This window comes from Corallococcus sp. AB011P, assembly GCF_003611605.1.
Taxonomy (GTDB): Bacteria; Myxococcota; Myxococcia; order Myxococcales; family Myxococcaceae; genus Corallococcus; species Corallococcus coralloides.
Genome location: NZ_RAVX01000006.1, coordinates 81,290 through 94,367, shown reverse-complemented (window position 1 = coordinate 94,367; position 13,078 = coordinate 81,290). Strand labels below are relative to the sequence as shown.

Genomic DNA, 13,078 nt, shown 5'->3' with positions numbered 1-13,078 from the left:
CCGTCACCCGAACCCCTGGGCGCGCAGCACCGCGCCCAGCGGCACGGTGCCCGCGCGGTACACGTCGAACCACCGCGCGGCCTCCTCCGGCGTGGGCTGCGTCCACCGCCAGCTCCCGGCCCCTCCCCCCACCTCGCAGCGGATCAACGACGTGCGCAGCTGCTCCGCGTGGGTGAACTCCAGCTGCTCCAGCAGCAGCGGGTTCTGGCTGGTGACGAAGGCCTGCCTCTCCCCCATGTCCCGCACGCACGCGCGCACCAGGTCCGGGTGCAGGCCGTCCGCCAGCTCGTCCGCGATGACGAAGGCCTCGTGCACGTCCAGGTAGTAGAGGAAGGACAAGAGCCGCTTCTGGCCGTGCCCCAGCTGCTCCTGCGCCACCGGCGTGCCGTCCGGGCGCACGAACGCGAAGCGGAAGCCGCTGAAGCCCAGCCGGCCGCCCTGGGACAGCGGCGTCGTCTCCGTCACGTCCACCGTGAGCGTGCCGGAGGCAAACCCCGCCAGCGTCACGAAGCGCGCGAGGAAGCCCTGGGGCAGCGCATCGTGGCGCAGGAGCAGCGACGGGGGCACGGGCTCGCGCTCCACCTGCTCGCGAAGCCAGCCGGGCATCCACGTGGGCAGCGCCATCAGCCCCAGCGGAAACAACTCCTCACCGCGCTGCTCCATCGCGTAGCGGATGGCGCCGATGCGCTCGAACATGCCCAGCGCTTCGTCGAAGCGCGGCGGCGCCAAGAGGAACGTCTCCCGCAAGAGGTCCTTCAGCCGGTCCTTCACGCCGCGCTCCAGGTACTGCGCGGCCATGAAGAGCAGCGTCCACACGGACCTATCCAACACCGACCAGTGCATGCGCTTGGAGAAGCCCGCAGCGCCCGCGACCTCACACGCGAAGCCGGTGGCGCTGGCGCGCATCACGAGCCGCGCGTCCTCCGCCGCGTCCCACCGCACCGTCGCCACGATGGAGGGCATCAGCCCGTGCGCCAACGCCGCCGGAGGCAGCGCCAATGCGTCACCCGGGCCGCCTTCCCCGGCATTGGCGGGCAGCGCCGCGGGCGGCTCGTTGCGCACGGCCACGTCCACCGTCAGCGCGTCGAAGCGCAGCGCGTAGTCCAGCGCGAAGGACTCCCGCAGCAGGCCGGAGAAGTCCGAGCACAGCACCGCGGACACCAGCTCCAGCAGCGTCGTGCGTCCGCTGCCCGTCGCGCCCACCACCACGTTCAAGGCAGGGCCGAACGTCAGCACCGTGTCCGGCGCGAGCCCGCGGTAGTGATGGACGTGCAGGCGGGTCAGCTTCATGGCGTCCGGCCCTCCCCTTGCCTTGGACGGCTGTCAGCGTAGGCCCTTCGCCAGCTGATGCGCGAGCCGGTGCAGCAGCTCCGTGTTCTCCGCCTCCGCCGCCTGGAGCTTGGGCAGCTGCGCCTTCAGCGCCGCCACGTCCTTGCCCCGGGTCACCAGGTCCTCCTCGCCCAGTTCCAGCCAGCGCCCCAGCTCCTGCGCCGTCAGCTCCAGGTGGAACTGGAAGCCATAGGACTTCCCCAGGCGGAAGGCCTGCTGCGTGTACCGGTCCGTGGACGCGAGCAGCGTCGCGCCGGGCACCGCCGTGTACGTGTCCCCATGCCAGTGCGCCACCGCCGTGCGCGGCTTCACCCCCGCCACCACCGGGTCCTTCAGCGCGTCCTGCGTCCAGCGCACCGGCCCCACGCCCACCTCGAAGCCGTTCTTCCCCGGCGACACCGTCGCGCCCGCCGCCGCCGCCAACAGCTGCGCACCCAGACACACGCCCACGCACGCGCGGTCATTCGCCAGCCGCTCTCCCAGCAACGCCAGCTCTTCATTCAGGAACGGATGGGCGTCCGCCTCGTATACGCCCATGGGCCCACCCATCACCACCACCAGCGGCGCGTCCACGTCCTCGCGCTTCACCGTCCGGAAGCGCCGCACCAGCGTGAAGCCCGCCGCCTCCAGCGCCGGCCCCAGGAGGCCTGGCCCTTCGTGCTCCTCGTGCTCGAACACCACCGCGCGCATCGTCCGCCACCCCTTCCCTGTGTCTTTGTTGGTGCCGCAGGCAATGCCTGCCGCGTGAAGACTAACGCTCCATGCCACGGTTGGCCGCGACGCGGCGTGAACCCGGATAGTCGGCAGGCATTTATTTCACAGTATTTCGTGCCATCATCTGCGGGCCCGGTTTCCCCTATAAGCATGTATCCCCGGGCATTCCCCTTGGGTGTTCCGTCGCGTCGTTTCCGAAAGGAAGTTCCTCGTGAGCAAGAGCCTTCGCGGTTTCAAGTGGCTGATGGGCACGGTGGTCGGCGTCTCCCTGCTGAGCGGTTGCGGCGCTCCTCCGGCGGAGGGTGAGCCCACCCCGACCGAGGCCACGGAGCAGGCCCAGGGCGCCCTGACGGCGCAGGTCACCGCGGGCAGGGCCTCCATGGCCGCCAGCGAGCGCGTGGCGGTGGAGGTGACGCTGACCAACACCTCCTCCGCGCCGGTGACCCTCTACAAGTGGGACGCGCCGGGCGAGGGCCTCAACGAGGGCCGCCTGTCGGTGTCCCGCGACGGCCAGCCGGTGGAGTACACGGGCGCGCACTTCAAGCGCGTGCAGGGCCGCGCCGAGGACCTCATCACCCTGGCCCCCGGCCAGAGCATCTCCGGCCCGGTCGTCGTGTCGGACGCGTATGACCTGTCCGTCTCCGGCACGTACACCATCCGCTACGAGCTGGAGGCGCGAGAGGGCGTAGCGGCGCTGTCGTCCAACTCGGTCAGCCTCTTCATCGAGGGCCGCCGCACCAGCCGCGATGGCGCCGAGGCGATGGGCACGGTGACGGCGCAGGGCCTGTCCTACTCCGGGGCCTGCACCAGCTCCGAGCAGACCACCATCACCAACGCGTACAACAGCGCGAAGACCTACTCCAACAACTCGTACACGTACCTGAGCGGCACGCCGTCCGCGACCAGCCGCTACACCACCTGGTTCGGCACGTACTCCAGCAGCGGCTGGAACGAGATCAAGACGCACTTCAACAACATCAAGAACGCGTTCGCGAACGCGGCGGTCGTCGTGGACTGCAGCTGCAACGACAGCGGGACGTACGCGTACGTGTACCCGGCCTCGCCGTACAAGATCTACGTGTGCGGCGCCTTCTGGAGCGCCCCCAACACGGGCACGGACTCGCGCGCGGGCACGCTGGTCCACGAGATGAGCCACTTCACCGTCGTGGCCGGCACGGACGACTGGGCCTACGGCCAGACGGCCGCGAAGAACCTGGCCAAGTCCAACCCCACGCGCGCGCGTAACAACGCGGACAGCCACGAATACTTCACGGAGAACACCCCCTCGCTGCCGTAAGGTGATGCGGGACCGTTGACTTCGGGGCGCGGGCCACCTGGGCTCGCGCCCCTTTTCTTTTCGCCGTACGTACTCAAGGAGCGTCACGTGATGGGCCTGGGACGAAGGAACCTCGCATGGCTCGCGGTGCTCACCGCCGCCGGTGTCACCGCCTGTACCCCGAAGCCCGCGGAAGCCCCCGCGCAACAACAGGCCCCCGTCGCCGCGACGCCGCCTCCCGCCGCGCCGCCGCCTCCCCCCGCCGCCGAGCCCACGAAGGAGCCCGCCGCCGTGACGACCCCGAAGCTGGAGTGCGCCCTCAGCGTCCACCCGAAGGCAAAGGTGGGCGAGTCCATTGAAGTCCTCTTCAAGCTCACCAACCGCTCGGAGTCTCCCGTCTGGGTGCTCACGTGGCAGACGCCGCTGGAGGGCATCCTGGGCACCGTGTTCCAGGTGACCCGCGACGGCGAGGAGGTGCCGTACCAGGGCCCCATGGTGAAGCGCGCCGCCCCGTCCGCGGACAGCTACGCGGCCATCGCCCCGGGCGCCACGGTGGAGAACACCGTGGAGGTGACGCAGGCCTGGGACTTCAAGAAGCCGGGCACCTACCGCATCACCTTCCGCGACGCGCTGATGGACGTGGCCACGCGCAAGGAGGATGTGCCCCGGCCGGGCGGCGACTACCAGTCCACCCCCGTGACGTGCGCCCCCGTGGACGTCACGGTCGCCGCGCGCTGATGGGAGCGGTGAGGCGGTAGGGGGCGCTTCCAGGATTTCCCCGGAAGCAGGAGGGGCATGCAGGCACGGTCCCCCTCCTCAGCCGGGCCCGGGCGCGATACACCTGGGCCCACCATGGCGGACACCCCCACGATGAACATCCCGACGGTCGACCTCTTGGACCTGGCGTCGGGTGAACCGGCGCGTCTGGAGCGCGCGGCGGCGGCCCTGCGCGAGGCCTTCGGCGTCTTCGGCCTCGTGTTCGTGAAGAACCACGGCGTGGACGCGCCGGCGCTGGAGCGCTTCTACGACGCGTTCTCCGCCTTCGTGGCCCGCCCGGACGCGCAGAAGCGCCCCCTGGGCCGCGCGGACCTCTGGTACCAGCGCGGCTGGACGCCTCCCAACACGGAGGTCGCCGTCGCCAGCAACGGGCAGCCGGACTTCAAGGAGTGCTACTTCGCGGCGCCCACGCCCACGGACGCGCAGTCCGCCATGGAGTTCCCGGAGCTCTACCCGGAGAACATCTGGCCGGACGACGCGCCGCCCTTCTTCCAGGAGGGCCTGCTCACCATGGGCACCGCGCTGCACGAGGCCGGCCTCAAGCTCTTGCGTGGCGCCGCCCTGGCGCTGAACCTGCCGCAGGACACCTTCACCGCCTCGTGCGAGAAGGCGCCCCACGTCACGCGCGCGCTCCAGTACCTGCCGCTGGGCCCGTCCCAGGTGAACACCGGCATCCTCTGGGGTGAAGAGCACACCGACTTCAACCTGCTGACGCTGTTGCCCGGAGGCCGGTTCCTCGATCCGGAAGGCCGCCCCGCGCCGAAGCCGGATGACCAGAGCGGCCTGTACCTGCGCACGCGCGCGACGCCGGACGCGCCCAATGGCCAGATGGTGCGAGGCACCGCGCCCGCGGGCTGCATCGTGGCGCAGGTGGGCCAGCAGCTGGAAATCCTGACGGGCGGCACGTTCCTCGCCACGCCGCACGTCATCACCGCGCCGGGCGTGCCGGGGTGGCAGCGCCAGTCCGCCGCGCACTTCATGCACGTGCACACCAGCCAGGTGCTCTTCCCGCTGCCCGGCTTCCGCACGCCGGAGGCGGTGGCCAACTACGCGCCGCCGGTGCTCGCGGGCACGTACGACATCAAGACGCTGGTGGACATCGGGCTCGCGCCGCCCGCCGCGCTCGACAAGCTGGGCTACCGCCACTACGACCGGCTGAACCGGATGCGCGCGACCTCATAAGGCGCGCCCGGGACCGCGCGCCCCTTGTGGCTGGCGGAGGGGGACGGGCTGCGTTACAGCGCAGCCACCTCCATGGCCGATACCCCCTCCGTCCTCGCCAGCTCCGTCTTCCGTCACCGCGACTTCCGGCTGTACCAGGTCGCCCGCCTGTGTGCGGTGCTCGCGGCGCAGATCGAGTCGGTGGCCATCGGCTGGCAGGTGTACGAGCTCACCGGGAGCGCGCTCGCGCTGGGCTACACGGGCCTGGCCCAGTTCGTCCCCTTCCTCGCCTTCAGCCTGCTGGGCGGACAGGTGGCGGACCGCTACGACCGCCGCCGCATCCTGGCCATCTGCCAGGGCGTGATGCTGGTGTGCAGTCTGCTGCTGTTGTCCTTCACGCTGGGCCACATCACGGACGTGCGGTTCGTCTACGGCGTGCTGGTGCTGTTCGGCACCGCGCGCGCCTTCTATGCGCCCGCGGGCTCCGCGCTCACGCCCTACCTGGTGCCGCCGGAGGAGCTGACGCGCGCGGTGGCGGTGAACTCCACCACGTGGCAGGTGGCCACCATCGCCGGCCCCGCCGTGGGCGGCCTGCTGTACGGATGGCTGGGCGGCAAGGGCGTCTACATCACGTCCGCGTCGCTGTGCGCGCTCACCATCGTGTGGATCCTCTCGCTCAAGGTGCGCACCGGCAGCGCGTCGCGCGAGCCCATCTCGTTGACGACGCTCGTCGCGGGCCTGCGCTTCGTGCGCCAGAAGCGGCTCCTGCTGGGCAGCCTCACCCTGGACCTCTTCGCGGTGCTCTTGGGCGGCGCGGTGGCGCTGTTGCCCATCTACGCGCGCGACGTGCTGCAGACCGGCCCGTGGGGACTGGGCCTGCTGCGCAGCGCTCCGGCCGCGGGCGCGGCGGTGGTGGCGGTGCTGCTCGCGTTCCGTCCGCTGGGCGGCCACGCCGGGTGGAAGATGTTCGGCGCGGTGGCGGTGTTCGGCGCGGCCACGCTGGTGTTCGGCCTGAGCAGGTCCCTGCCCCTGTCGCTCGTGGCGCTCGCCATTGGCGGGGCGGCGGACATGGTGAGCGTGGTGGTGCGCCACACGCTGGAGCTGGTCTCCACGCCGGATGACATGCGAGGCCGCGTGGGCGCGGTGAACATGATGTGCATCGGCGCCTCCAACGAGCTGGGCGAGTTCCGCGCGGGCTCGCTCGCCGAGGCCCTGGGCGCCGTGCACGCGGTGGTGATTGGCGCCGTGGGCACGCTCATCGTCGTGGGCCTCTGGGCCTGGCTCTTCCCGGAGCTGCGCGACGTGGACCGGCTGGAGTCCGCCGCCCACCGCCCGCCCCTCCCCGAACAGGCCCCCACCGAGTCCGCGCCCTCCGTCTGAGGCCTCCCGGGCGCAGGGTGAAAACCATGGCCCGCGAAGGTTTGACACCGGGTGAGGGGGCTGTTGCCTGGACGGCCACCTGCCGACAGGGCTTGTAGCCAGGAAGGACACAACTGGGGCGCGCCGGCCCCCACCTTCAGAGGAGGGTCGCCGGTGGTATGGTCCGTGCTTGGACCCTCGTCCCATGGCGTACTACTTCCACGTGCTGGCACTCTGTGTAGGGACGGCTCTGTGCCTCGTGTTGGGCCGGGCCCTCTTCGAGCCTGACCAGCCCACGCCGGTCCCTGTCCCTGTCACCCCCCAGCCGGACCCGGGCGCGCCCCGCGTGGTCCGCGTGGACGCCGGCAACCACCCTCGCAAGTAGGGCCCCGCGCGGGGCGCTCCCGCGCGATGATGCGCGCTGACCGTGGGCGCGACCGGCTCCTTCCTCTTCTTCCTGCTGCTCTGGGCGGTGCTCCTCGTGGGGGTGCTGTCCATCGTCGTCTCCACGCTGCGCACCGGCACGCCACCCATGCCCAGTTCGCCCCGGGTGCGGCGGGCGCTGCTGGCCATGCTCCCGGGGGACACCCGGGGCACCGTGGTGGATCTGGGCTCGGGCTGGGGCGACGTGGCCTTCAACCTGGCGGACCACTGCCCCCAGGCGCGCATCGTCGCGTATGAATTGTCCTGGCTGCCCTGGCTCTTCAGCCGGCTGCGCCAGCGGCTCTTCCCCCGCGGAAACCTCACGCTGGTACGCGGGGACTTCTTCGCCGCGTCCCTCCAGGACGCAACCTGCGTCGTCTGCTACCTGTCCCCGGGCCTCATGACGCGCCTGGCGCCCCGCTTCGCGGCCGAGCTTCCGGAAGGCGCTCGCATCATCAGCCACACCTTCGGGCTGCGCGGCTGGACGCCCGTGCGCAGCGTGCGGCTCCAGGACCTCTACCGCACGCCTGTCTACCTCTACGAAGTGCCGCCCCGCGCGCCGCCCCGTGAGTAGAGTCCCCGCCCGTCCACCCCTTCTCGAAGAGACCCGCCCGCGATGAGTGACTTCCAGTTCCAGGACATGCTGCCGCTTGGCAAGGACGAGACGCCCTACCGCCTCCTCACGAAGGAGGGCGTCTCCACGTTCGAGGCGGGCGGACGCAGCTTCCTCCAGGTGGAGCCGGAGGCGCTCACGCTGCTCACGCGCGAGGCCATGCGGGACATCTCGCACCTGCTCCGGCCCGGGCACCTGCAGCAGCTGGCGAACATCCTCAAGGACCCGGAGGCGTCGCCCAACGACAAGTTCGTGGCGGTGGAGCTGCTCAAGAACGCGAACATCGCCGCGGGCGGCGTGCTGCCCTCCTGCCAGGACACCGGCACCGCCATCGTGATGGGCAAGAAGGGCCAGTACGTCCTCACCCGCGGCGGCGACGAGGCGGCCATCTCCCGAGGCGTGTTCGACACGTACCTCACGGCCAACCTGCGCTACTCGCAGATGGCGGCGCTGGACATGTACAAGGAGGTCAACACGGGCAACAACCTGCCCGCGCAGATCGAGCTCTACGCGACCGACGGCGACGCCTACAAGTTCCTCTTCATGGCCAAGGGCGGCGGCTCCGCGAACAAGAGCTACCTCTTCCAGGAGACGAAGGCCGTCCTCAACCCGCAGAGCCTGCTCGCGTTCCTGGAGCAGAAGATCCGCGCGCTGGGCACCGCCGCGTGCCCGCCGTACCACCTGGCCATCGTGGTGGGCGGCACGTCCGCGGAGTTCGCGCTCAAGACGGCGAAGTACGCCTCCGCGCGCTACCTGGACACGCTGCCTACGTCCGGCAACGCGCTGGGCCGGGGCTTCCGCGACGTGGAGCTGGAGCAGGAGGTGCTCAAGCTCACGCAGCGCACCGGCATTGGCGCGCAGTTCGGCGGCAAGTACTTCTGCCACGACGTGCGTGTCATCCGCCTGCCCCGCCACGGCGCGTCCTGCCCGGTGGCCATCGCCGTGTCGTGCTCCGCGGACCGCCAGGCGCTGGGGAAGATTACCCGCGACGGCGTCTTCCTGGAGGCGCTGGAGACGGACCCGGCGAAGTACCTGCCGGAGACGACGGACACGGACCTGTCCGGCGACGTGGTGAAGCTGGACCTGAACCGCCCCATGAGCGACCTGCGCGCGGAACTGTCGCGCTACCCCATCAAGACGCGCCTGTCGTTGTCCGGCTCGCTGGTGGTGGCGCGCGACATCGCGCACGCGAAAATCAAGGAGCGGCTGGACCGGGGCGAGGGCATGCCCCAGTACCTCAAGGACCACATGGTCTACTACGCGGGCCCGGCGAAGACGCCGGAGGGCTACGCGTCCGGCTCCTTCGGCCCCACCACCGCGGGCCGCATGGATGCGTACGTGGATCAGTTCCAGGCGGAGGGCGGCAGCTTCGTGATGCTCGCCAAGGGCAACCGCTCCCCCGCCGTCACGGAGGCGTGCAAGAAGCACGGCGGCTTCTACCTGGGCTCCATCGGCGGCCCGGCCGCGCGCCTGGCGCAGGACTGCATCAAGAAGGTGGAGGTGCTGGAGTACGCCGAGCTGGGCATGGAGGCCGTGTGGAAGATCGACGTGGTCGACTTCCCGGCCTTCATCGTCGTGGATGACAAGGGCAACGACTTCTTCGCGAACATCAACAAGCCGTCCGCGAAGAAGTAGGCATTGGAAGTCACCTTCCGGCGTGCGCTCTCAGTCGAACTCGAGCGCGCGCTGGAAGTCCGCCGGGTTGGAGGCCGCGCTCTGCGCCGTCTCCAGCGTGATGTCGCCCGCGCGGTACAGCTGCGTCAGGTGCTGATCGAAGGACTGCATGCCGAACATGTCGCGGCCCTTCTCGATGACGTCCTTGAGCTCCGAGGCGCGGTCGTCCCGGATGTACTGCTCCACCGTCTTCGTCTGCACCATGATCTCCAGCGCCACCGTGCGGCCCTTGCCGGTGGCCCTGGGCAACAGGCGCTGGGAGACGGTCGCCTTGAGCGAGTCCGCCAGGCGCATGCGCACCATGGTCTGCTCCTCCGCGGGGAACACCGACACCAGGCGGTTGATGGTGCGCGACGCGTCCGTGGTGTGCACCGTGGACAGCACCAGGTGGCCCGTCTCCGAAGCCTTCAGCGCGATGTCGATGGTCTCCGTGTCGCGCATCTCGCCCACCAGGATGACGTCCGGGTCCTGACGCAGCGCCGCCCTGAGCGCGATGGCGAAGTTCGCCGTGTCCGGGCCAATCTCCCGCTGGGAGATGGAGGACTTCACGTTCTTGTAGATGAACTCGATGGGGTCCTCGATGGTGAGGATGTGCAGGCTCTCCGTGTGGTTGATGTGGTTGATCATCGACGCCAGCGTGGAGCTCTTGCCGGACCCCGTGGCCCCCGTCACCAGCACCAACCCGCGCTCGTTGCCCGCGATCGTCTTCAGCACCTGCGGCAGGCCCAGCCCGTCGATGCTGGGAATCTCATCCGGGATGATGCGCAGGATGCAGGCGAGCGAGCCGCGCTGCCGGTAGATGTTCACCCGGAAACGCGCCACGCCCGGAAGGCTGTAGGACGAGTCGCATTCCTGCACACTGTCCACCTGCGCCTTCATCAGCGGATCGTTCATCACGTGCATCGCCACCTGCTTCGTGTGATCCGCTTGAAGCTTTTCCATCTTCAACGGCCGCAACACGCCGTTCACCCGGTAGATGGGCGGATCCCCAGGACGGAAGTGGATGTCCGAAGCCCCGTTCTGGACGCCAACGGTGAGCAGCTTGTTCAAGGTGTTCAGGTCCAGGTAATCCCTCTCACTTCACGAATGGAGCGGAGGATTCTAGGAGAAGGGCACCCGCGCGCTCCATGGTTGCAATGTGGGAAGCATTCCCCAGCCTCACTGTACTAAGTTTTCCCGCAAATCAAGGAAGGCGAGTACCCCGGGGGATGAAGGAACTGTCCTCGACTGCTCACCAGTGGCCGTCTTCCTGCCCGGGCGGCCCGGATGCCCTGCCCGGAATCCGTGGCGAACATCCGGGCATGAACGCACAAACCGAGCAGGCCCCCCACTACGAAGAGCTGTCTTCCGCTGACTACGCCGCCCTGGAGGTGTGGGATCCCACCCAGGTGGTGATTACGCCGCGCATGGCGGCCCGGCTGTGGCTTCAGACGAGCCTGCGGCTGACCCGCGCCCAGAAGGAGCTGCACGACGCCATCTTCGCCAACGACCTCAGTGAAGCGGCGAAGGACCGCTACGCCGAGGCCCGCGCGGAGCTGGACTCGGCGGAGGCGTGGGCCCTGCACGTGGCCCGCAACATCCCGCGTCACCGGTAGTCACGACGGACCACCTCCTCCCCCCCGGACGTGGCGCACGGGTGGCGGCGGGGCGGCGGCGGGACGGGCATCGCGCCCGGCCTTCCGCCTCCCGTCGTCACCCGTTGTCGTTGGAGGTGGACGGCCCGCAGGGCGGGTCGTCCTTGCGCGGCGGATGCGCGGGCTCGTTGCCCAGCAGCTGGCACAGCCCCGTCTGCAGCTTGTCCAGGAGGCGCGACAGATCCTCGACCTCCGGCGGCGCCAGGTACGCGCGCGCCTGGGCATCCAGCCACTGCGCGGCGAGCTCCAGGGCCTGGAGCTCCCGGCGCCCCGCGTCGGTGATCTCCAGGCGCACGCAGCGGCGGTTCTCCCCCGCGCGGCGCGCCACCAGCCCATCCTCCTCCAACCGGTCCACCAGCCGGCTCACCGCGGGCGCGTCAATGAGCAGCCGCTCCGCGATCTGCGCCTGACTGTGGATGCCGTGGATCCCGATGTTCTTCAGCACGAGCAGTTGCATCAGCGGCCGATCCGTTTGCTCTCCCACTTTCTGGGTGAGCAGCCGGACCACTGCGCGTCGCGTCGATGCCACTTGCTCAGCGATGGTCATGGGCGTAAGAGATGATTGCATTCAACAACGGTTGTCAATTACATCTTGACCGCGCGCAGGGAACCCGGGGTGGGTACCACCACTCGCTCCTGCCGGAAAGACCTGCCGCTCCAGAGTATGGCCACCTCCAGCGCCCTTCTCGTCCTTCTCCTCGCCTCCGCGCAGCAGGCGCCGTCCGCGTCCCCGGCCCCGCAGCAGCCCACGCCTGAAGCCAGCGCCGCCGCGTCCGCGCCGGCCCCCGTCCCCTTCCAGCCGAAGGTGGACGACCCCATGCTCACACCCGTCCCGCCCGCGCCGGAGCAGGTGAAGACGTGGGACGACGCCCTCACCCGGGTGCGCCAGCGCTCCACGGACCTGCGCAACGCGGAGGCCGGCGTGTCGCGCGCGCAGGGCCGGTGGCGCCAGTCCCTGGGCCTCTTGCTGCCCAACGCGCGGGCCACCGCGGGCGTGGGCGTGGACGTGCTCCACCCGGACGTGCCCTCCGCCGCGGGCGGCGGCTTCGTGGGCGGCTCCAACACCGGCACCGGGGTGGCGGGTCCCAGCGCGCCCCTGGGCACGGTGTCCGCGTCCCTCACCCAGTCCATCATCGATGTGGGGGCATGGCGGGGCCTGTCGTCCGCGAAGTCCTCCGAGTCCGCGTCCGTGGCCAACCTCCAGGACGTGCAGCGCCGCCTCACCCAGGGGCTGGCGCAGGTGCTGGTGGCCACGGTGGCCGCCGAGCGCGCCGCGGAGATCAACCGCGTGGGCCTGCGGCAGGCCCTGGAGCGCCAGTCCATCACCCAGCGCTCCTTCGAGCTGGGCGCCGGCACGCAGCTGGACGTGGTGCGCGTGAGCCAGGACGTGGCGGTGGCCCGGCAGGCGCTGGTGGCCGGGGACGAGCAGCTGCGCCGGACGAGGGAGTCGCTGGGCCTGTCCCTGGGCGAGGACCACGGCGTGGGCGTCAACCCGGCGTTCAACCTGGGCGGGCTGGTGGAGCAGACGCGCCAGCAGTGCGCCCCGCTGCAGGACCTGGCCAACCGCCCGGACCTGGTGGCCCAGAGGGCCAACGTGGACGCGGCCCGGGAGAGCCGGCGCCAGGCTTCCGCCGGCTACCTGCCCACCCTGGGACTGAGCAGCACGCTGGTGGGTTTCACCACCGACCCCGGCTTTGGCCGCTTCGCCACCTGGAACGTGTCCGCGGTGCTGTCCGTCCCCCTGTGGGAGGGCGGTCAGCGCGAAGGGCTCGTGCGCGAGCGCAAGGGCATTGAAGAACAGACGGCCCAGTCGCTGGAGGCCACCCGCCGCAACGTGGGTGTGGAGGTTTCTCGCGCGCGGCGTGGAGTGGAAGTGGCCGAGGCGCTGTTGAAGACCGCCGCCGAGTCCCTGGAGCTGGCGGACCGGACGGACCGGCTCACGCGCCGGGCCTTCGAGGTGGGACGAGGTAGCAGCTTGGAGCTGGTGCAGAGCGGAGCCGCCCTCCGCCAGGCGCAGCTCGCGTTGGTTTTGAGGGAATTCGAGCTCGTCCAGGCCCGCCTGGACGCGTTCCTGACGGAGGCCCGGTGCGACTGGTGACGAGGGTACGCCCCCTGAAG

At 70.3% G+C, this 13,078-nt stretch carries 13 protein-coding genes; 9 read left to right on the top strand and 4 right to left on the bottom strand.

Features of this window, described 5'->3' with window-relative positions; all coding sequences use genetic code 11:
- Positions 1-3: 3 nt before the first annotated feature.
- Together D7X30_RS18505 and D7X30_RS18500 are read right to left on the bottom strand one after the other, a co-directional pair.
- Entirely contained in the window at positions 4-1,290 is a 1,287-nt protein-coding gene (locus D7X30_RS18505) for an AAA family ATPase (RefSeq protein ID WP_120564269.1), read from the bottom strand.
- Positions 1,291-1,323: 33 nt separating this feature from the next.
- Positions 1,324-2,019: a glutamine amidotransferase gene (locus tag D7X30_RS18500; RefSeq protein WP_120564268.1), complete on the bottom strand. Its 696-nt coding sequence runs from the start codon at positions 2,017-2,019 to the stop codon at positions 1,324-1,326.
- Positions 2,020-2,254: 235 nt separating this feature from the next.
- On the opposite strand from D7X30_RS18500, the gene D7X30_RS18495 reads away from it, so the two are divergent.
- From D7X30_RS18495 to D7X30_RS18465, 7 genes are all read left to right on the top strand, one after another.
- Positions 2,255-3,340: a M35 family metallo-endopeptidase gene (locus D7X30_RS18495; RefSeq protein WP_120564267.1), complete on the top strand. Its 1,086-nt coding sequence runs from the start codon at positions 2,255-2,257 to the stop codon at positions 3,338-3,340.
- A gap of 90 nt (positions 3,341-3,430) precedes the next feature.
- Complete coding sequence (locus tag D7X30_RS18490; protein ID WP_120564266.1) at positions 3,431-4,057, top strand: protease; 627 nt, start codon at positions 3,431-3,433, stop codon at positions 4,055-4,057.
- A 114-nt stretch (positions 4,058-4,171) separates the two neighbouring features.
- Entirely contained in the window at positions 4,172-5,278 is a 1,107-nt protein-coding gene (locus D7X30_RS18485) for an isopenicillin N synthase family oxygenase (RefSeq protein ID WP_120564265.1), read from the top strand.
- Between the two features lie 72 nt (positions 5,279-5,350).
- Complete coding sequence (locus D7X30_RS18480; RefSeq protein ID WP_120564264.1) at positions 5,351-6,637, top strand: MFS transporter; 1,287 nt, start codon at positions 5,351-5,353, stop codon at positions 6,635-6,637.
- Positions 6,638-6,821: 184 nt separating this feature from the next.
- A complete protein-coding gene (locus D7X30_RS18475) occupies positions 6,822-7,001 on the top strand; it encodes a hypothetical protein (RefSeq protein WP_120564263.1) in 180 nt (59 codons plus the stop codon).
- A 42-nt stretch (positions 7,002-7,043) separates the two neighbouring features.
- Positions 7,044-7,613 (top strand): class I SAM-dependent methyltransferase, encoded by a 570-nt coding sequence (locus D7X30_RS18470; RefSeq protein WP_120564262.1) that lies wholly within the window; start codon positions 7,044-7,046, stop codon positions 7,611-7,613.
- Positions 7,614-7,655: 42 nt separating this feature from the next.
- Positions 7,656-9,287, top strand: a complete 1,632-nt coding sequence (locus D7X30_RS18465; RefSeq protein WP_120564261.1) for a fumarate hydratase — start codon at positions 7,656-7,658, stop codon at positions 9,285-9,287.
- Between the two features lie 30 nt (positions 9,288-9,317).
- Here D7X30_RS18465 and D7X30_RS18460 read toward each other — a convergent pair whose 3' ends face one another.
- On the bottom strand, positions 9,318-10,376 hold the full coding sequence (locus D7X30_RS18460) for a type IV pilus twitching motility protein PilT (protein ID WP_233591645.1): 1,059 nt from the start codon (positions 10,374-10,376) through the stop codon (positions 9,318-9,320).
- A 251-nt stretch (positions 10,377-10,627) separates the two neighbouring features.
- Between D7X30_RS18460 and D7X30_RS18455 the strand changes: the two genes are divergently transcribed.
- Positions 10,628-10,921: a FruA-associating protein, FapA gene (locus D7X30_RS18455; RefSeq protein WP_014395578.1), complete on the top strand. Its 294-nt coding sequence runs from the start codon at positions 10,628-10,630 to the stop codon at positions 10,919-10,921.
- A gap of 97 nt (positions 10,922-11,018) precedes the next feature.
- Here D7X30_RS18455 and D7X30_RS18450 read toward each other — a convergent pair whose 3' ends face one another.
- Positions 11,019-11,417, bottom strand: a complete 399-nt coding sequence (locus D7X30_RS18450; RefSeq protein WP_233591644.1) for a MarR family winged helix-turn-helix transcriptional regulator — start codon at positions 11,415-11,417, stop codon at positions 11,019-11,021.
- Between the two features lie 207 nt (positions 11,418-11,624).
- Between D7X30_RS18450 and D7X30_RS18445 the strand changes: the two genes are divergently transcribed.
- Positions 11,625-13,058, top strand: coding sequence for a TolC family protein (locus D7X30_RS18445; protein WP_233591643.1), 1,434 nt, complete (start codon positions 11,625-11,627; stop codon positions 13,056-13,058).
- Positions 13,059-13,078 lie beyond the last annotated feature (20 nt).

Coding starts and splice junctions, on each gene's coding strand:
- D7X30_RS18505 (WP_120564269.1), bottom strand. CDS start 1,290: ATGAAGCTGACCCGCCTGCACGTCCATCACTACCGCGGGCTCGCGCCG.
- D7X30_RS18500 (WP_120564268.1), bottom strand. CDS start 2,019: ATGCGCGCGGTGGTGTTCGAGCACGAGGAGCACGAAGGGCCAGGCCTC.
- D7X30_RS18490 (WP_120564266.1), top strand. CDS start 3,431: ATGGGCCTGGGACGAAGGAACCTCGCATGGCTCGCGGTGCTCACCGCC.
- D7X30_RS18485 (WP_120564265.1), top strand. CDS start 4,172: ATGGCGGACACCCCCACGATGAACATCCCGACGGTCGACCTCTTGGAC.
- D7X30_RS18480 (WP_120564264.1), top strand. CDS start 5,351: ATGGCCGATACCCCCTCCGTCCTCGCCAGCTCCGTCTTCCGTCACCGC.
- D7X30_RS18475 (WP_120564263.1), top strand. CDS start 6,822: ATGGCGTACTACTTCCACGTGCTGGCACTCTGTGTAGGGACGGCTCTG.
- D7X30_RS18465 (WP_120564261.1), top strand. CDS start 7,656: ATGAGTGACTTCCAGTTCCAGGACATGCTGCCGCTTGGCAAGGACGAG.
- D7X30_RS18455 (WP_014395578.1), top strand. CDS start 10,628: ATGAACGCACAAACCGAGCAGGCCCCCCACTACGAAGAGCTGTCTTCC.
- D7X30_RS18450 (WP_233591644.1), bottom strand. CDS start 11,417: ATGCAACTGCTCGTGCTGAAGAACATCGGGATCCACGGCATCCACAGT.
- D7X30_RS18445 (WP_233591643.1), top strand. CDS start 11,625: ATGGCCACCTCCAGCGCCCTTCTCGTCCTTCTCCTCGCCTCCGCGCAG.